The sequence below is a fragment of the Chitinophaga sp. ARDCPP14 genome, from assembly GCF_051362515.1.
Classification (GTDB): domain Bacteria; phylum Bacteroidota; class Bacteroidia; order Chitinophagales; family Chitinophagaceae; genus Chitinophaga.
In genome coordinates this window covers 114,413-133,352 of sequence record NZ_JBKIXB010000012.1, presented here as the reverse complement: position 1 = coordinate 133,352, position 18,940 = coordinate 114,413, and the positions used below count along the sequence as shown (strand labels likewise).

The window sequence follows — 18,940 nt, the reverse complement described above, 5'->3', positions numbered from 1 at the left end:
ATTAGTTAGTCAATCACTTTTACACCGGCGGTGTTAATCTGGGAAACGTAGATTTTATAATCCACGCCAAGTGGTGCGTAAACGCTATCCATCGTAGCCGCTACTTTGCGGGCATTTTCTTCTCCTTTGCTGAGCATGAATACAGAGGGGCCGGAGCCGGAGATACCGCCGCCGAGGGCGCCGGCTTCCTTACATTTCAGTTTCAGCTCGTGGAAGGCCGGGATGAGGATGGAACGGATCGGTTCCACGATCACATCTTCCAGCGACCGGCTGATCAGTTCATAATCGTTTTGGTAAAGCCCCGCCACCAATGCGCCTACGTTGCCCCATTGCCGGATGGCATCTGTCATGAGCACTTTTTGTTTCAGTATTTCGCGGGCGTCAGACGTTTTCACTTCTATCTGAGGATGTATAACGGTCACCCACAGATGCTCCGGTGTATGGAGGGTGGTAATATCCAATGGACGGTAACTTCTTACCAGGGTGAAGCCGCCGAGGATGGCCGGGGCTACGTTATCCGCATGCGCTGATCCGCAGGCCAGCCGTTCTCCTTCCATGGCAAACCTTACCAGTTGTTTTTTGGTGAAGGGTTCCCCGAGTAAATGATTAACGCCTACTACCGCGCCGGCGCTGCTGGCGGCGCTGGAGCCGATGCCGCTGCCGGGGTGGATCTTTTTAAAGATCTCTATTTCAATGCCGATATCCGGCTGGTCGTATTTCTGTAATAATGCCTGAACGGCTACGCCGGCCACATTACGTGATGTTTCCAGGGGCAGGTCTGCGCCATGGATGGCAGTAATGCGGATGCCTGGTTCACTGCTCCTGCGAAGGATCATTTCATCTCCCGGCGCGTCCAGCGCCAGGCCGATCACGTCAAACCCACAAGCTACATTGGCCACTGTTCCCGGCGCAAATACTTTTATACTGTCCATATCACCTTTAAGTTAGTTTAATTTAATAATTGATTGTCAGGATTGCAACTCATTTCATGGAAAGTTTACAATCTGGCGCTCCGGATGATGTCAGCAAAGATGCCGGAGGCGGTAACATCTGCTCCTGCACCTGCGCCCTTTACGATCAGTGGCTGGTCTTTATACCTGCTGGTAGTGTACAGCACAATATTGTCCTTCCCCTCCAGTTTAAAGAACGGATGATCGGGGGCTACGCTTTGCAGGCCCACGGAGGCTTTCCCATCTTCATAGCGGGCCACGAACTTCAGGCGTTTACCTTCAGCCGCTGCGGCTTCGCGCAGTCCCTGGAAGTGAGCGGCGTGTACATCCAGCTCTTCGTAGAAGGCGGGTACGGAAGGGGCGTCGAGGCATTCGGCGGGCAGGAATGAGTAGTTGGTGATTTCATCCATTTCAATGGCGGCGCCGCTTTCACGGGCCAGGATGAGGATCTTTCTCATAACGTCCTTACCACTGAGATCGATGCGCGGATCTGGTTCGGTGTAGCCTTCGTCCTGCGCGGCTTTTACTACTTCACGGAAACTGGTGCCATTTAAGAAATGGTTGAATACGAAGTTGAGGCTGCCGGACAGCACGGCTTCGATGCTGTGTACTTTGTCGCCGCTGCGGATCAGGTCATTTAGTGTATTGATGACCGGTAGTCCTGCTCCCACGTTGGTTTCAAACAGGAAGGAGGCGTTGTATTTACGGGCGAGGTCTTTCAGTTGTTTATAATAAGCATAGTCTGATGAGCAGGCAATTTTATTGCAGGTAACTACGGAGATACCGTGTTGCAGGAACTCGTGGTATACAGCTGCAATGTCGCTGCTGGCAGTATTATCCACGAATACGCTGTTGCGGAGGTTCAGGTTTTTTATCTGCTGCACGAAATCGGCGGTGCTGATATGTTTGGCCTGCTCCAGTTGTTCGCGCCACTCACGTAAGGTGATGCCGGTTTCGCTGATGAGGGTGTGGCGGCTGTTGGCCAGACCGGTTACCCGGATCTGCAAACCCAGCTCGTGCTGGAGGTAATATTGCTGTTGTTCCAGTTGTTCCAGCAGTTTGCTGCCCACATTTCCTGCGCCGGCGATAAAGAGGTTCACCTGTTTGAGGGGTGTTTCAAAAAAGGTTTCGTGCATAACGTTCAGCGCTTTTTTGATATCGGCTTTGTTGATCACCGCGGAGATATTTTTCTCGGTAGATCCCTGTGCGATGGCCCTTACGTTCACCCCGTTCCTGCCCAGGGTGCCAAAGAGCTTACCGCTGGTGCCGTGATGGTTTTTCATTTTATCTCCCACTACGGCCACAATGCAGAGGTCTTTTTCCACCAGGAGGGGTTCAATGCGTTTTTCGCTTATCTCCTGTGCAAACTCACTGTCCACCGCAGTTTTGGCTTTCAGCATGTCTGTTTCATGAATGCCAACGGTGATAGAGTGTTCAGATGAGCTTTGGGTAATAAGAATTACGTTGATACGTTCCCGTAAGAGGGATTCAAACAACCGTTTGGAGAAGCCGGGGATGCCCACCATGCCGCTTCCTTCGAGGGTAAGCAGGGCGATGTTGGGAATGCCGGAGATGCCTGTTACCGGGAAGCTGCGGTCGGCGCTGTCCTGTATGAGGGTGCCATGATCTTCGGGGGCAAAAGTATTTTTGATCCAGATGGGTATGCGTTTACTCATCACCGGCTGGATAGTAGGGGGATAAATGACTTTGGCGCCAAAATGCGACAGCTCCATTGCTTCCACATAAGAAATGTGTGAGATGGGAATAGCCTGTGACACCATGCGCGGGTCGGCGGTCATCATGCCGCTCACATCTGTCCAGATATCAAGTACGGTGGCGTTAACGGCGGCCGCCACGATGGCGGCGGTGTAGTCGGAGCCGCCGCGTCCGAGGGTGGTGGTTTCGCCATCGGGGGTAGCGGCTACAAAGCCTGGCAGTACTACATAATCGGCGGGCGACTGTGCAAAGAACTGCGTAATATGGTGATTGGTGGCAACAAAGTTAACGGTGGCGTGGCCGAAGTGATTATCTGTTACAATGAGTTCGCGGCTGTCTTTGCAGGTAGCGGAGAATCCCTGCTGTTTTAGCTTTTCAGCGACGATAACACAGGACATCAGTTCGCCGTAGCTCATGATTTTATCCAGGGTACGCGGACTGAGTTCTGCAACCTGGAAGATGCCGTCGCAGAGGTTTTCGAGGGTGTTGAGTTTTTTCTTCAGCTGGCTGATTTGCCCGCTTTGTGCGGTGATAGGGAATAATTCACGGATGGTATTGAGATGCCTGGCTTCAATTTCCTGTAATATACTTTTATAGTCTTCATTGCCTTGCTCCGCGAGTTGTCCGCAGCGTATAAGCTTATCCGTTACCCCGCCGAGTGCAGATACGACGATGGCATATTTACCGGCCGGTTTATATTGTTTGAGGATGTTGCAAACCTGTTCTATTGCTTTGGCGCTTCCCACTGAAGTGCCGCCAAATTTTAATACTTGCATATGGAAAATTTATACGTAGATAAGTCCGGGGCCTCCCGGTTATGTACCACCCTTGTGGTCGTTGGATAATATGTGAAAACTAACCCCGCAGTGGGGTTGTAATAATGGTGGTCGTTGTCGCCATAGTGTCCGCTATCCGCCTGGAGGCAGAAACCGAAGAGAACTGGTATGTGTAGAACGGTATCACTATTGGAATATGACGATTGTGTAACAAAAGTCTACAATTACACTGGTAAATAAAAGTGCAGTGGTGATTTTTAGAAATGTTTTAAATTTAGGGTCGTTTGTTGATTTTTGATACTTATTATGGTTATTTTTTAGAATTATATTCAAAATATAAATAAGATAGTTGCGATTTCATAATTCCTGACATTGGGCAAAATGGTTGTTTTGTGACAATTGTGTGACTGATAATTGCCCGTGACAAAAATCATTTTGGAATCACAGTTTTTCCTTACCTTAGTTGCCTAAACAATTGCCACTTGTCCATTTCACTGAAATATACAAGCAATAGTCAGCTTAACTACTACTTTCTCATGGCCACGCTTGCCATGGATTCGACTTTGGCATAACCTTTCCCAACGGCCGCTACCGGCCATCGTTCGTATTTATATACCGTAACTTTGTAATAGTATTCAGTTGCTATTCCTGCGCATGTGTATCTTAATTTTTTGCTGCCATCAGCAGGTTGCACTGTATCATATAAATATGGATCGTACACCAGTACAATGAATCATACACCCATTCAATCCTTTAATTGTACACCAGAACAATTTTTTCAAACCACTTGTCATGCCACATTATTATAAACTAGGACAAATACCGCATAAGCGCCATACCCAGTTCCGCAAACCGGACGGCCAGCTGTATTCGGAGCAGTTGTTTTCTACAGAAGGATTCTCTTCCCACTCCAGCCTGTTGTATCACTGTCACCCCCCTACGGAGATTGTAAAAGTAGATGAACCCTATTCCGTTGCGCCAAAGGTGGCGGAAGAAAAGATGCTGAAGCACCGGAGCTTCATGGGGTTTAATATTAAGCCGGAAGACGACTTCTTGGAAAGCCGCAAAGCAGTATTGGTAAACAGTGATCTTCATATTGTACTGGCATCGCCCCGCAAAAGCATGGAAGGATATTTTTACAAGAATGCGGATGCGGATGAAATGATCTTCGTGCATGAAGGAAGCGGTGTATTGAAAACACAATACGGCCAACTGGAATTTGGCTATGGCGATTACCTGGTGGTTCCCCGCGGTACTATTTACCAGATCACTTTTAATACGGAAGATAACCGCCTGTTTATAGTGGAATCGTTTAGTCCTATCCGTTATCCAAAAAGATACCTGAGCAAATACGGACAATTACTGGAGCATTCCCCTTACTGCGAGCGGGATATCCGGCAGCCGCAGCACCTGGAAACCATTGATGAGGAAGGCGATTTCCTCATTCGTATAAAAAAGAAAGGGGTGATCTATCCCATTCATTATAAACATCATCCCTTCGACGTAATTGGCTGGGATGGATGTGAATACCCGTTTGCCTTTTCCATCCACGACTTTGAACCAATCACCGGGCGGGTACACCAGCCGCCACCAGTGCATCAGACCTTTGAAGGGAACAACTTTGTAGTATGTTCCTTTTGTCCGCGGTTATTTGATTATCACCCGCAGTCAATCCCTGCGCCGTATAATCATAGTAACATCGACAGTGATGAGGTATTATATTATGTAGACGGCGATTTTATGAGCCGTAAGCATGTGGTGCGGGGGATGATCACTTTACATCCTGCGGGCATCCCGCATGGGCCTCACCCCGGAGCCGTGGAAAAAAGTATCGGCGCAAAAGAAACAAAAGAGCTGGCAGTGATGGTAGATACCTTTCACCCTTTGCAGATCACCGAAGCAGCATTGGGTATTGAAGATGGCAGCTACGTCATGAGCTGGGCAGAATAAATGATTCACAAAAACCAACCAACTTATAAAACCAAAACAATTGAATGTTATGGAAACAGCATTAGTGAATGCGGACAACTTAACCGGTCAGCAGGACTTTTTACCACTCAATGGTACCGACTACGTAGAGTTTTATGTAGGCAACGCCAAGCAGGCGGCACATTATTACAAAACTGCATTCGGCTTTCAGTCGGTAGCTTATGCCGGTCCTGAAACCGGTGTAAAAGACAGGGTTTCCTATGTGCTAGTGCAAAACAAACTGCGCTTTGTACTCACCACCTCCCTGTTGCCCGATACCGAAATTGCCCGTCACGTTGCCAAACATGGCGATGGTGTGAAAGTACTGGCCCTGTGGGTAGACGACGCCCGGTCGGCTTACGAAGAAACCGTTAAACGGGGCGCCACGCCTTACCTGGAGCCGGTTACAGAGAAAGATGAATTTGGCACAGTAGTGCGGAGTGGTATCCATACCTACGGCGACACCGTGCATCTTTTTATAGAACGTAAAAACTATAAAGGATTGTTTATGCCGGGTTACAAGGAATGGAAAACGAATTACAATCCAACAGATACCGGCCTGTTATATGTAGATCATTGCGTGGGTAATGTGGGCTGGAATGAGATGAATACCTGGGTTGGATTTTACGAGCGCGTGATGGGTTTCAGGAACCTGATCTCTTTCGACGACAGCGATATTTCCACCGAATATTCTGCCTTGATGAGCAAGGTAATGAGTAACGGTAACGGCCGTGTGAAATTCCCCATCAACGAACCCGCCGAAGGAAAGAAGAAATCACAAATTGAAGAATACCTCGATTTCTATGGCGGACCCGGTGTTCAGCACGTGGCCATTGCCACCAACGACATCGTGAACACGGTGACTGAGCTGCAAAACAGGGGCGTGGAATTCCTGACGGTGCCACCGGTTTACTATGAAACCCTGCTGGACAGGGTCGGTAAGATTGATGAGGACATTGCGCCGTTACAAAAGCTGGGCATCCTGGTAGACCGCGATGATGAAGGCTACCTGTTGCAGATCTTCACCAAGCCTATCCAGGACCGGCCAACCGTCTTCTTTGAGATCATCCAGCGCAAGGGTGCGCAATCTTTCGGTAAAGGCAACTTCAAGGCTTTGTTTGAATCTATAGAAAGAGAACAGGCACTGCGCGGCAATTTATAATGCGCCGCGTAGGTTGTCTTACTCAGGATTAAACGCGTAGGTTGTCTTCCTCAGGATTAAACTTATTACACTGATTACGCTGATTTGATCACTTTTTGATTTTAAAAGATTTGGGGAGATGTTAGCGGAGGTTGTCTTCCTCAGGATTAAACTTATTACACTGATTACGCTGATTTGATCACTTTTTGATTTTAAAAGATTTGGGGAGATATAAGCGTAAGTTGATTTTATTTTTTTGAGTTTTTTAGATTTAAAGATCAGGGAAGATAAAAGCGGAAGATGCGCTTTTATCTTCCCTGATCTTTTAAAGCTAAAAAAAATGCAAACGTTGTTTTTTGCCTGATTATGTTTATCTTTATAATATGCCTAAAGCGTTGATATCCAGGTTCTTTTTCTGAGGAACCTGTCTAAAGAATATCTTAAAACCCGCTCTGGCGCATTGATGCACAATACGTTACCGATCAAGTCCACGTCACCTCCACATTAACAGCAAATCAAAAGCACATATAAAGCAAGTGCAAAGCATGTGCAAAGCATGTACAAAGCAGATGTAAGGCGTGGACTATTCCATCTTCACGTCAGCTTTTTTAAATACCCATCTCCCAAAGAAAAAAGTAAAATCGCAATCAGGCAGAAAGACAAGCTACGCTTATATCTCCCGGAATCCTTTAAAAAATCCCAAAAGTAAAATCCAGGTAATCAGTAAAATCAGCGTAATCCTGAGAAAGACAACCTCCGCTAACATCTCCCCGAATCCTTTAAAAAATCCCAAAAGTAAAATCCAGGTAATCAGTAAAATCAGCGTAATCCTGAGTAAGACAACCTACGCATGCGAATGTTAACGATATGTAAATAACTTGTTATTTTAAACCAACTTGTCAAAATGCGCGTATATATTGCGTCTTTTCCCACATTAGCCACACTTTAGTTATTTTTATACAGTATATTTATATTTAATATTTGTAACCTATGCACACAACTTCCATAGCCCGCGGGGCTATCTATGCCGCTTTGGTGACATCGTTCACCATCCTTACTGCTTTCCGTAGCGAAGGCAACCATATCAGCTTCCGTAATGGCGGCGATCAGCAAACTTACCTGCACAAAGTGGTATCGCCCGCAGGACAAACAACGGTGGAATATAACCCCGACAAATCCATTCGCCGGATTATACAGCTGCGGAAATCGGAAAATGCTACCTACAGCGATGTCCAGCTGCCGGTATATGAAAATGGCCGCCTGGTGAAGTGCCTGTCGGCTGCCGATGAAAAAGCCGTTACCGGCGATCCTTACCTGTCGTTTGAGTACAGCAGCGACAAGGTGTCCAGGATCAGTTATTACCGCGACAACGCCGTGTATTCCTATGATTCCCTGGCGTATGATGCCAGTGGCAAAATAGCCCGGCGCTACCAGTTTGGCCATAATGGCGCCAAAGCAGCGTGGGAAAACAGCGGATACCTGGAGTATACGTGGAACCAGGAAGGAGACGTGGAACGGATGGATACCTATGGCAAACAGCCGGGATACAGCAAGTTTGTGTATACCTCTTCTGTTAGCTACACCTACGACCGCATGCGGAACCCGCAGCAGCTGCAACCAGAGCTGGGTATCCTGCTGGATGGCGGTGGCGGAAGCCTCTCGGCCCACAACGTGCTCACCGAAAACATTAGCAGTCCCAACACTTCCAGGGTGATCACCAACACCTATACCTACGCCTATAACGGGAAGTACCCCGTGCGCGCCACTTTCAGCTCCGGCATGGACGAGACTACCATAAAACTGGAATGGATAAAGCTACAGTAAAGCAATAAACGTGTAACTTTACAATATTAAAATAAGAGTTCCGTTTTTTATGAGGATGCAAACGCTGTTCGGTGTATTGTTTTTGTTAGGTGGGATTTTCCAGGCCTTTACGGCGATATTGATCTATCAGGGGCACAAACACTATATTTTAAAGATAGCCAACAGGAAAGTGAGTATGGTGATATATTTTATTTTTGCCCTGTTATTGTTTTATCTTGCTTATATAAACCTGGTATAAATATTAAAATTTTGTTGAATAATATTATGAAGCGACTTGTTGTAATCGTCCTGATTTTGTTGGGTGCAGGTAAAATTTTTGCCCAGCAATCTTTCCTCGACAACCAGAAAATGTTTCCCAAAGTAGGGGAGGCATACCGTGAAAAAGAGGAGTTGCTGAAAAAAGAATTCGAAAAGAAGGGCCTTGCCTACCCTGCAAGATATATGTTTGTCCGTTCCTTCAAACTGGACAGCGAAATGGAGATCTGGGTGAAAAATAACCCCCAGGACACTTTCCGTTTGTTCAAATCTTACCGGGTGTGTACACTTTCCGGTAAAATGGGACCCAAGCGTAAGGAAGGGGACCGCCAGGTGCCGGAAGGATTCTATTATATCAACGATTTTAACCCGAACAGCAACTATCACCTGTCGCTGGGTATCAACTACCCGAATTTCTCCGACCGCATCCTGAGCGATCCGAAGAACCCCGGTGGTGAAATCTATATCCACGGCAACTGCATCACCGTAGGTTGTATTCCCTTAACCGATGAATTCATTGATGAGGTATACATTTTAGCGGTAAATGCAAAGAACGCAGGACAGGATTTCATACCGGTGCATGTATTCCCCGTGAAGTTTGGCAACCCCGGTTCCATGAACTACCTGGGCACTTTTACCATGACCGACAGCTCTTCCAAACAATTCTGGGCAGAACTCCGGTCGGCTTATGATTATTTCGAAAAACACCACCGCCTGCCGGTTGTACTGGTAGACGACAAAGGAAAATATATCCTGTAACAGTTGCCACACTGTACAGGCCGATGGGTAGATGGAAGTCGCATTACAGACTTACATCTACCCATCTTCTTTTTTACTTCTTCCTATTTTTAGCCGCTCATGCATATTTCACCCCTGTTTATTTGGTTTTTAGAAGAATTTTTTCCAACTTGTTCGAAGGTCAAATCAACTTACTATTTATGCACAGAAGAGACGCAATAAGGAATGTGGCGATTTTGTTGGGTACTGCCATTTCCGCTTCCACGTTATCAGCTTTAGAAAGCTGCACAGGTTCTGGTCCTAAGAACTACGATCTTCATAAGCCGGAAACCAAAGCTTTGCTGGCGGAGATAGCGGAAACTATCATACCCAGAACCAGCACTCCTGGAGCAAAAGATGCCAAAGTAGAAGACTTTATCATTGTAATGATGAACGATTGTTACAAGAAAGAAGATCAGCAGGCATTCCTCGATGGGTTGTCAAAAATCAATGAGGCAAGTGAGAAGCAATTCAAAAAAGGCTTCATGGACATTACACCGGAACAGCGCACCGAGCTCCTCACAGGGATTGAAAAAGAGCGCGTAGACTACAACAAGCGTAAAGATAAAAAAGAAGGGGATCCTACCCATTATTTCCAGTACCTGAAAGAATTAACCCTGCTGGGTTATTTCACCTCCGAACCGGGTGCCACCAAAGCGTTGCGCTATGTTCCCGTTCCGGGCAAGTACGAAGGTTGTACTCCTTACACCAAAGGAGAAAAAGCCTGGGCAGTGTAATCTTCTCTTTACTTTTTAAATCTGAATTAAATGAACCTGAATATAAAAGCACAGGCTGAAAATACGTATGATGCCATCGTAATTGGCTCAGGTGTGAGTGGTGGATGGGCAGCCAAAGAACTGACAGAAAAAGGCCTGAAAGTACTCATGCTGGATCGTGGTAAACCACTGGAACATGTGAAAGACTATGAAACGGCCACCAAAGATCCGTGGGAATTTAAACACCGCGGCCGTATCACGGTAGATCAGCGCGAAACACATCCTAAACTGAGCCGCGACTACCCCTACAGTGAACACAACGAAAAATACTGGATCAACGATTCCGAAAGTCCATATAATGAAGTAAAACGTTTCGACTGGTACCGCCCGGATATCGTGGGTGGCAAATCCATTATGTGGGGCCGTCAGTCGTACCGCCTGAGCGATATTGATTTTGAAGCCAACCTGAAAGATGGCATTGCGGTGGACTGGCCTATCCGTTATAAAGACATTGCCCCCTGGTACGATTACGTAGAGAAATTTGCCGGTATCAGCGGTACCCGCGAAGGTCTCCCACAACTGCCTGATGGCCAGTTTATGCCCGCCATGGAAATGAACTGCGTGGAAAAAGATCTGAAGGCCAGCGTAGAAGGAAAATTCAAAGGCCGTAACATTACGATGGGTCGCGTAGCCAACATCACCCAACCGCTTCCTGGTCGTGAGAAATGCCAGTATCGTAACCTCTGCAGCCGCGGATGCCCGTTTGGCGCTTACTTCAGCACACAATCCTCCACGCTGCCGGCAGCAAGAGCTACCGGTAACCTCACACTTCGTCCTGATTCCATTGTAAATTCCATCATCTATGATGAAAAGCAAGGCAAGGCAACAGGTGTAAAAGTGATAGATAAGCACACCAAAGAAATGGTGGAATACTATGCGAAGGTCATCTTCATCAATGGTTCTACCCTCGGTTCTACCTTTGTGATGATGAACTCCATGTCTTCCCGCTTCCCGAACGGGCTGGGTAACGACAGTGGCGTACTGGGCAAATACCTGATGGATCACCATTTCCGTACAGGCGCTTCCGGTACTGCAGAAGGATATGAAGATAAATACTATTTCGGCCGCCGTGCCAACGGGATTTATGTTCCCCGTTACCGCAACATCGGCGACGATAAACGTGATTATATCCGCGGATTTGGTTACCAGGGTGGCGCCAGCCGCTCAGGATGGAGCCGCGGTATTGCCGAAATGGGCGTGGGTAAAGACTTCAAGGAAATGATCACCGAACCCGGTCAGTGGAGCATTGGCTTAGGTGGTTTCGGTGAATGTTTGCCTTATGAAGCCAACCAGGTAACCCTGGATACCTCCGTGAAAGATGCATGGGGCCAGCCTGTACTGAAATTCGATGCAGAGTTCAAGGAGAACGAAAAGAAAATGCGCGTAGACATGATGAATGATGCCGCAGAAATGCTGGAAGCAGCAGGTATTAAAAACGTGAAAACATACGACAACGGATCTTATCCGGGTATGGCCATTCACGAAATGGGTACCGCACGTATGGGCCGCGATCCTAAAACATCTGTGCTCAACGGCTTTAACCAGATGCATGCGGTGAAGAACGTTTTTGTAACAGATGGTGCGGCTATGACCTCCGCCTCCTGTGTAAATCCTTCTCTCACCTATATGGCGTTAACTGCCCGCGCAGTAGATTATGCCGTGAAAGAACTGAAGAAAGGCAATATTTAAAAATACAATAGGTGCGTAGCGGTCAGGGATAGCTTTTCAGAAGCTCATTCCTGGCCGCTTGCGGCTTTAAACACAACGATATGAACCTGAATATAAAGGCAGAGAAGGAAAATACGTATGATGCCATCGTAGTGGGCTCCGGTATCAGCGGCGGATGGGCTGCCAAAGAACTCAGTGAAAAAGGACTGAAAACGCTGGTATTGGAAAGAGGCCGCAATGTAGAGCACATCAAGGACTACACTACCGCAATGAAAGCGCCCTGGGAATTTGCTCATCATCTCAATACCTCCAATGAAATGCGGGAGAAGCATCCCATCCAGAGCCGTTGCTATGCTTTTGATGAAGGCACGCAGCAGTTTTGGGTAAATGATATAGAGAATCCCTATAACGAAATAAAGCCCTTCAACTGGCTGCGTGGATACCAGGTAGGCGGCCGATCCCTCATGTGGGGCCGGCAGGTGTACCGCTGGAGCGACCTGGACTTTGAAGCCAACGCGAAAGATGGTCATGGTGTTGACTGGCCAATCCGCTACAAAGATATTGCCCCCTGGTACAAATATGTGGAAGAATATATCGGCGTAAGCGGCCAGGCGGAAGGCCTGCCACAGCTGCCCGACGGCGTTTTCCTGCCGCCAATGGAAATGAACTGCCTGGAGAAGCATGTTGCGGCACGCGTCAAAGAAAAGTATAACGACCGTATCCTGACCATAGGCCGCGTGGCGCATCTCACAAAAGGATTAAAGGACCGTGGTCCGTGCCAGTACCGTAACCTGTGCGCCCGCGGATGTCCGTTTACCGGTTACTTCAGCAGCAACGGCGTTACCCTGCCTGCTGCCGCCAAAACAGGTAATATGACCCTGCGCCCGGATTCCATTGTACTGGAAGTATTATATGATAAAGATAAAAGTAAAGCTACCGGTGTAAGAGTGATGGATTCCCATACCCTGAAAACGGTAGAATACTATGCTGATATCATTTTCCTGAACGGTTCCACATTAGGTACCAGCTGGATCATGCTCAATTCGGTGTCAGACCGGTTCCCGGATGGATTTGGCAACGACAGCGGACAACTGGGGCATAACCTCATGGATCATCATTATGGCGTAGGCGCCGGCGGCGATTATGAAGGTTTTGAAGACCAGTATTACAGCAGTGGCCGCAGACCCAACGGCATTTATATTCCCCGTTTCCGTAACACCAACGCCAACACCATGCAAAAAGACTATGTGCGTGGCTTTGGCTACCAGGGCGGCGCAGGAAGGGGCCGTGGCACCAGCATGGAGGGTATCGGCGTTCAGTTGAAAGAAGCCCAGGGTGAACCTGGCAAATGGAGCATGGGCATAGGTTCCTGGGGTGAGCACCTGCCTTATTTTGAAAATAAAGTAGTGCTGAATAAAAATAAGAAAGACAAATACGGATTGCCTACACTTGATATCGACTGCGAATTTAAAGGCAATGAGATGGCCATGCGCAAGGATATGCAGGCCAGTGCAATAGAAATGCTGGAAGCAGCAGGATTGAAAAATGTGCATGGCTACGACGGTGCGCCTCCTCCGGGACATTGCATTCATGAAATGGGAACCGCCCGCATGGGTAAAGATCCCAAAACATCTGTACTGAATGGTTTTAACCAGGTACACGCCGCTAAAAATGTATATGTAACAGATGGCGCCTGTATGACGTCTTCCTCCTGTGTGAATCCTTCCATTACTTATATGGCGCTTACTGCGCGGGCATGTGATCATGCCGTTAAGGAACTGAAGAAAGGAAATATCTAAACAACGCAAAAGGGAAACCAGCTTACTGGTTTCCCTTTTGTTTTTAGCAGGCATACTGCAAAGATTACCGTTGACCCCGAACAATCCCCGGAGTAGTAATTAGCAACCGGCCACTGAGCGGTATATTTTAATAAAAGAGATCACCGGAATTTCTTTCTCCACAAGATTATTTTTATTAATATTGATGGACGTAAAATTCCACCAGACGAACAATGAAAATTATAGACTGCACGCTGTTAATCATATCATAACCTTACGTTAACAATGGCTTATTAATTTTGTCTCCTGCATGGACAATACAACTATTCTTATTTCACCTTTCCTGTTGCGCCGTTTCCGTGAAGGCGACGAAGAAGCACTGCGTTCTTTACTGGATCTGCTGGGCCCGCGCGTTTTAGGCTATTGCAGGAAAAAGGTGGGTATTGAGGAAGATGCAGAAGAATTACTGCTGGACATTTTCCTCAAACTCTGGCATTTCCGCGCAAAGCTGGATGAGACTGCTGATATACAGGTATTACTATTCACGATCGCAAGAAATCATATCCTGAATTTTATCCGCAATAAAGTCAGCCGCCGGCTAATGACCACAGATCCGGAGCATGCTTTGTTGCAGCCGGCCGACAGTATTTTACACCGGCTGGATTATAATGAGCTGTACAAGCAATACCAGGGCGTGCTGGACTCGCTGGGCGACAAGCAGCGGGCTGTGTTCCGTATGAGCAGGGAAGAAGGATTATCGCACCGCGAAATTGCCGATAAACTGGGTATCTCCATACGTACTGTAGAAGCGCACATCCACAGCAGTCTGAAAGTAATAAAAGCTGAGCTGAAAGATTCCTATATTTTGCTGCTGATATTATTCTTCCTGAAATAATTTTTTTCTTCCACTAAGTAGCCTCCTTTTTTTTAGTGTATATATAGGTAGAAGTGAACTGTATATGATGAAACCTGATGCCGGCCTGTTACAGGAGCTGATAGAAAAAGTACAACATAATACTGCCAGCCGGGAGGAGCTCCGGTTGCTTTTACAGTTGCTCGAAGAAAACAACCCCGGCGATCTGATGCCGCCTGAAGAATGGTTTCAAAACGAGCCGCAACCACTGTCTGCCGGATTGAAAAATAAAGTAGTGAACACGGCGCTGCAAAGAAATATCCGGGGCGGTCAATTCCGCCGCTGGTTGCCCTATGCCGCCATGCTGCTGGTGTTGCTGGGCCTGATATTACTATGGCCCCGTCATCAGCCGTCATATACCACCATTGCTGCAGGCGACGGAGAAATAAAACGTATAATGCTTCCCGATAGTTCTACGGTAATATTAAACGCCCGGTCGGTGATCCGTTACAGCGAAGCATATGCCGGCACATCCAGGGAGGTAATGCTGAACGGCGAAGCTTTTTTTGAGATACATCCCGACCGGCTGGCTCCTTTTATAGTACGCACCGGGCAGGTACAAACGCAGGTATTGGGAACCTCTTTTAATGTGAAGCATTACCCCGGCGAAAAGCTGGTGGTGGGCGTTGCCACGGGGAAAGTAAAAGTAATGGCTGCTGAAGGACAACAAGCCATATTGGAACAAGGCAGCAAAGTAAGTTACGACAGCGCCAGCAACGGATTTACGAGGTTCAGGGAAGAGCCGCATAAAATGAACTCCTGGCAGGAGGGTATTATCACGATGGACAATCTTACATTGAAGGAAGTTACTACCGTGCTGGAAAGATGGTACAGTGTTAGTATTGTGCTGGGCACACCGGAAATGGGGCGGCATGTATTGTCCGGGCAACAGGCAAACACTTCGCTGGACTCTGTGCTGGAATCCATCTGTTTTATTTATCATCTGCAATATCATCGCCAGGGAAATATAATCCGTATAGATAAAAAATAAACCGCTTAATCCTGTTTTAATACATACTACGCTAACAAAACCTAACGTATGATCCTAATTTTATTATCCGCTTCACGCGGCCTGAAAAAGGCCGCGAGGGTCGCTCTGTGCTCATTCCTGGCGGCAGCCGTTTATATGGCGCCGCTGCACGCACAGGAACAGGACCCCCAAACAAAAACAGTCACCATCCAGCTGAAAGATGCCACGGTGACCACCCTCTTTCGCGCCATTGAAAAACAAACCACTTTCCGTTTCCTGTACGATAAGTCACTGGAAGCTTTTGGAAAGAAGTTAACCGTGAACTATAAAAATATGGCGGTTGCCAAACTGTTACAGGACCTGGAAGGCCGTACCGGTTTGCAGTTCAGAACTTCCGGTCAGAATATTTCAGTAGCTACAAAAGAAGTACCTCCTGTTGTTAATATTGCTGCCGGAGGCAAAAGGGAAGTCACCGGCGTAGTGGTGGATTCTACGGGTCAGCCGATGGTAGGCGTAACCGTTGCCATCAAAGGCACCCGCCTGGGCACCGGTACCGACGGCAACGGAAAATTTATTTTATCGGTAGATGATAACGCAGTGCTGGTTTTTAGTTTGATGGGATTCCGTAAACAGGAAATTCCGGTACAGCGGAAAAATAAAATAGACGTAGTGTTGGAGGAAGCGTCTTCCGCGCTGGAAGAAGTAGTGGTAGTGGGTTTTGGTGAGCAGAAAAAAATCAGCCTGGTAGGTGCGCAGGCTACTATCACCCCCAAGGAACTGAAACAGCCGGTATCCAACCTTACACAGTCGCTCGGAGGCCGCGTAGCAGGAATGGTATCCGTACAACGCAGCGGGGAATTAGGTTACAACGATGCCAATATTTACATCCGCGGCATTTCCACTTTTACGCAGGGCTTCAGCGCACCGCTCACATTGGTGGACGGTGTGCCCAGGAGTATTTCCAATGTAGACCCTGAAGACATTGAAAGTTTTTCTGTACTCAAAGATGCTTCCGCTACCGCAGTATACGGCGTGCGCGGCGCCAACGGCGTTATATTGATCACCACCAAAGGAGGTAAGCCCGGTAAGCCCGCCTATAACCTGCGTTATACAGAAGGCATCACCCAGTTTACCAAATTGCCTTCGTTTGCAGACGGCCCTACCTATATGAAATTATCAAACGAAGCGCTGACCACCCGTGGCAGCGCGCCGGTGTATTCTGACGAGGCTATCCGGAAAACCGCCGATGGCAGTGATCCTTACCTGTATCCTAATGTGGACTGGTTTAAAGAACTTTTCCGCAACAATGGGAAAGTACGAAATGCGAACGCCAATATCAGCGGCGGTTCAGAAAAAGCGGTATACTATATCGGACTTGGTTACTACGATGAGCTGGGAATGTATAAAACAGATGAACTCACCAAATACAATTCCTCTATTTTTCTGAAACGGTATAACGTTACTTCCAATATCACCCTGAAGCCTTCCGCCACTACTACTGTTAAGCTAGGCATACAAGGTTACCTGAGTAATGTAAACCTGCCCACTACCGGCGTATCCGATATTTTTACGGATGCATATTTTATGACGCCGGTGCAGATTCCAACCCGTTACCCGGATGGTAAAGTGGCAGACGTGCGTTCCGGCGGTTTGTCGAATCCCTGGGCAAGCCTTACCCAGGGTGGTTATGCCAACCAGTGGAGAAGCCAGGTATACTCCAATCTGCGCCTCACGCAGGAGCTGCCCTTCCTCACCAAAGGATTATCTGTAACGGGTATGTTTTCATTTGATGCCTATAACTATACCAGCAACCGCTATACGAAAATACCGGACACCTGGCTGGCCACGGGCCGCGATGCCGATGGTAACCTGATGTTTGACCAGGTGGCCATTGGTACAGAGTTTCTCCAGTATACAAAAAGTAACCAGGGCGAACGCACCTTCTATTCTGAATTTGGACTCAACTATAACAGGAGTTTTGGTAAGCACGATGTATCCGGCATGTTGCTCTACAACCGCAGCGACAAAGCCAATACCTATGCGGCCGACCTGGAAACATCATTGCCTTACCGGTTCCAGGGATTGGCAGGGCGTTTCACCTACGGTTTCCGCAACCGGTATTTTGCAGAAGTAAATTTTGGTTATAACGGATCGGAAAACTTTTACCCCGATCAGCGTTATGGCCTTTTTCCTTCCGCAGGCCTGGGCTGGGTAGTATCTGAAGAGAATTTCTTCTCCGGTATTAAAAATACAGTATCACTTTTTAAGATCCGCTTTTCGCATGGTATCGTAGGCAATAGCAACATCGACGGCAGAAGATTTGCCTACCTGGCAACCGTAGCTAATACCAGCGATTATTATTTTGGAAAGAACATCAACCAGAAATTTACCGGTAAGGAAATCGGTGAATATGCCGTGGATGTACAATGGGAAACCTCCCGCAAAACCAACCTGGGCTTTGATATCGGGCTACTGCATGATAATCTCACGTTGCAGGTGGATCTTTTCCGGGAATACCGCAGCGGCATTTTCCTGCGCCGGAAATCGTTACCGGGTTATATAGGGATGATCAACGCACCGTTTGGTAATGTGGGTATTATTGATAACAAAGGAATAGATGCATCCGTCACTTATAACCGCCGCTTCGGCGACTTCACGCTGCAGCTGCTGGGCAATTTTACCTATAACAGGAATAAAGTAGTGGAGAATGATGATCCCAGCTGGAAGTATCCCTGGCTGGACCGCAAAGGGCTGCGCGTAGGACAGCGGTTCGGGTACATCGCACTCGGACTTTTTGAAAGCGATAAGGAAGTACAGAACTCACCCAGGCAAACAGGCGATGTGCGGGCCGGCGATATTAAATACAAAGACATCAACGGCGACGGCGTGATCGATTCCTATGATCAGGCGCCCATCGGATATGGCGATGTTCCTGAAATGGTATATGGCTTCGGTTTTACACTCGGCTACAAAGCGTTTGGGCTGTCGGCCCTTTTCCAGGGCGCCGCTCATGTGGATGTACTGCTGAACGGTGAAGGCACCATGCCTTTCCAGCAGGGACTGAGCCGCGGAAATTTATTCAGCAATATCAACGACCGGTGGACCGAAGAAAATCCACGCCAGGATGTTTTTTATCCCCGCCTGATGGCAGGTTCACTGAATGATAACTACGCCGCCAGCACCTGGTGGATAAAGAACAGCGACTATATCCGGTTAAAGACTTTACAGCTAAGTTACAACCTGCCCGCTGCCTGGATGAAACGCGCGAAACTTAAATCCGCCAACATCTTCCTGCAAGGGGTAAACATCCTCACTTTCTCACCGTTTAAGCTCTGGGATGTAGAAGTAGGCAATGGAAGAGGCGCCTCTTATTCAAGTACTAAATCATATTCTGCCGGCGTTGCCGTCAACTTCTGATAACAACGATC

12 protein-coding genes are annotated in these 18,940 nt (G+C 47.6%); 10 read left to right on the top strand and 2 right to left on the bottom strand.

Annotation, left to right across the window (positions count from 1 at the left end):
• Nucleotides 1–5: 5 nt before the first annotated feature.
• Both ACLHR0_RS26750 and thrA read right to left on the bottom strand, forming a co-directional pair.
• Complete coding sequence (locus tag ACLHR0_RS26750) at nucleotides 6–932, bottom strand: homoserine kinase (RefSeq protein ID WP_370911326.1); 927 nt, start codon at nucleotides 930–932, stop codon at nucleotides 6–8.
• 65 nt (nucleotides 933–997) lie between these two features.
• A complete protein-coding gene (gene thrA, locus ACLHR0_RS26745) occupies nucleotides 998–3,442 on the bottom strand; it encodes a bifunctional aspartate kinase/homoserine dehydrogenase I (protein ID WP_436490775.1) in 2,445 nt (814 codons plus the stop codon).
• Nucleotides 3,443–4,234: 792 nt separating this feature from the next.
• On the opposite strand from thrA, the gene ACLHR0_RS26740 reads away from it, so the two are divergent.
• From ACLHR0_RS26740 to ACLHR0_RS26695, 10 genes are all read left to right on the top strand, one after another.
• Nucleotides 4,235–5,392, top strand: a complete 1,158-nt coding sequence (locus ACLHR0_RS26740) for a homogentisate 1,2-dioxygenase (protein ID WP_429046640.1) — start codon at nucleotides 4,235–4,237, stop codon at nucleotides 5,390–5,392.
• 49 nt (nucleotides 5,393–5,441) lie between these two features.
• Complete coding sequence (gene hppD / locus ACLHR0_RS26735) at nucleotides 5,442–6,572, top strand: 4-hydroxyphenylpyruvate dioxygenase (RefSeq protein WP_429046642.1); 1,131 nt, start codon at nucleotides 5,442–5,444, stop codon at nucleotides 6,570–6,572.
• A 969-nt stretch (nucleotides 6,573–7,541) separates the two neighbouring features.
• The gene (locus ACLHR0_RS26730; protein WP_436490773.1) at nucleotides 7,542–8,375 is read left to right on the top strand and encodes a hypothetical protein; all 834 of its coding nucleotides are present in this window, start codon (nucleotides 7,542–7,544) and stop codon (nucleotides 8,373–8,375) included.
• Between the two features lie 264 nt (nucleotides 8,376–8,639).
• Entirely contained in the window at nucleotides 8,640–9,389 is a 750-nt protein-coding gene (locus tag ACLHR0_RS26725; RefSeq protein ID WP_429046646.1) for a L,D-transpeptidase family protein, read from the top strand.
• Between the two features lie 179 nt (nucleotides 9,390–9,568).
• Entirely contained in the window at nucleotides 9,569–10,144 is a 576-nt protein-coding gene (locus ACLHR0_RS26720; protein ID WP_429046648.1) for a gluconate 2-dehydrogenase subunit 3 family protein, read from the top strand.
• A 30-nt stretch (nucleotides 10,145–10,174) separates the two neighbouring features.
• A complete protein-coding gene (locus ACLHR0_RS26715) occupies nucleotides 10,175–11,872 on the top strand; it encodes a GMC oxidoreductase (protein ID WP_436490771.1) in 1,698 nt (565 codons plus the stop codon).
• Between the two features lie 80 nt (nucleotides 11,873–11,952).
• A complete protein-coding gene (locus ACLHR0_RS26710) occupies nucleotides 11,953–13,650 on the top strand; it encodes a GMC oxidoreductase (RefSeq protein WP_429046652.1) in 1,698 nt (565 codons plus the stop codon).
• Between the two features lie 289 nt (nucleotides 13,651–13,939).
• Nucleotides 13,940–14,524 (top strand): RNA polymerase sigma factor, encoded by a 585-nt coding sequence (locus ACLHR0_RS26705; RefSeq protein ID WP_436490768.1) that lies wholly within the window; start codon nucleotides 13,940–13,942, stop codon nucleotides 14,522–14,524.
• Between the two features lie 64 nt (nucleotides 14,525–14,588).
• Nucleotides 14,589–15,533: a FecR family protein gene (locus tag ACLHR0_RS26700; protein WP_436490767.1), complete on the top strand. Its 945-nt coding sequence runs from the start codon at nucleotides 14,589–14,591 to the stop codon at nucleotides 15,531–15,533.
• Between the two features lie 48 nt (nucleotides 15,534–15,581).
• Entirely contained in the window at nucleotides 15,582–18,929 is a 3,348-nt protein-coding gene (locus ACLHR0_RS26695) for a SusC/RagA family TonB-linked outer membrane protein (protein WP_436490766.1), read from the top strand.
• The last annotated feature ends 11 nt before the right edge of the window (nucleotides 18,930–18,940 follow it).

Coding starts and splice junctions, on each gene's coding strand:
- ACLHR0_RS26725 (WP_429046646.1), top strand. CDS start 8,640: ATGAAGCGACTTGTTGTAATCGTCCTGATTTTGTTGGGTGCAGGTAAA.
- ACLHR0_RS26740 (WP_429046640.1), top strand. CDS start 4,235: ATGCCACATTATTATAAACTAGGACAAATACCGCATAAGCGCCATACC.
- ACLHR0_RS26750 (WP_370911326.1), bottom strand. CDS start 932: ATGGACAGTATAAAAGTATTTGCGCCGGGAACAGTGGCCAATGTAGCT.
- ACLHR0_RS26720 (WP_429046648.1), top strand. CDS start 9,569: ATGCACAGAAGAGACGCAATAAGGAATGTGGCGATTTTGTTGGGTACT.
- ACLHR0_RS26705 (WP_436490768.1), top strand. CDS start 13,940: ATGGACAATACAACTATTCTTATTTCACCTTTCCTGTTGCGCCGTTTC.
- ACLHR0_RS26700 (WP_436490767.1), top strand. CDS start 14,589: ATGATGAAACCTGATGCCGGCCTGTTACAGGAGCTGATAGAAAAAGTA.
- ACLHR0_RS26695 (WP_436490766.1), top strand. CDS start 15,582: ATGATCCTAATTTTATTATCCGCTTCACGCGGCCTGAAAAAGGCCGCG.
- hppD (WP_429046642.1), top strand. CDS start 5,442: ATGGAAACAGCATTAGTGAATGCGGACAACTTAACCGGTCAGCAGGAC.
- ACLHR0_RS26710 (WP_429046652.1), top strand. CDS start 11,953: ATGAACCTGAATATAAAGGCAGAGAAGGAAAATACGTATGATGCCATC.
- thrA (WP_436490775.1), bottom strand. CDS start 3,442: ATGCAAGTATTAAAATTTGGCGGCACTTCAGTGGGAAGCGCCAAAGCA.
- ACLHR0_RS26730 (WP_436490773.1), top strand. CDS start 7,542: ATGCACACAACTTCCATAGCCCGCGGGGCTATCTATGCCGCTTTGGTG.
- ACLHR0_RS26715 (WP_436490771.1), top strand. CDS start 10,175: ATGAACCTGAATATAAAAGCACAGGCTGAAAATACGTATGATGCCATC.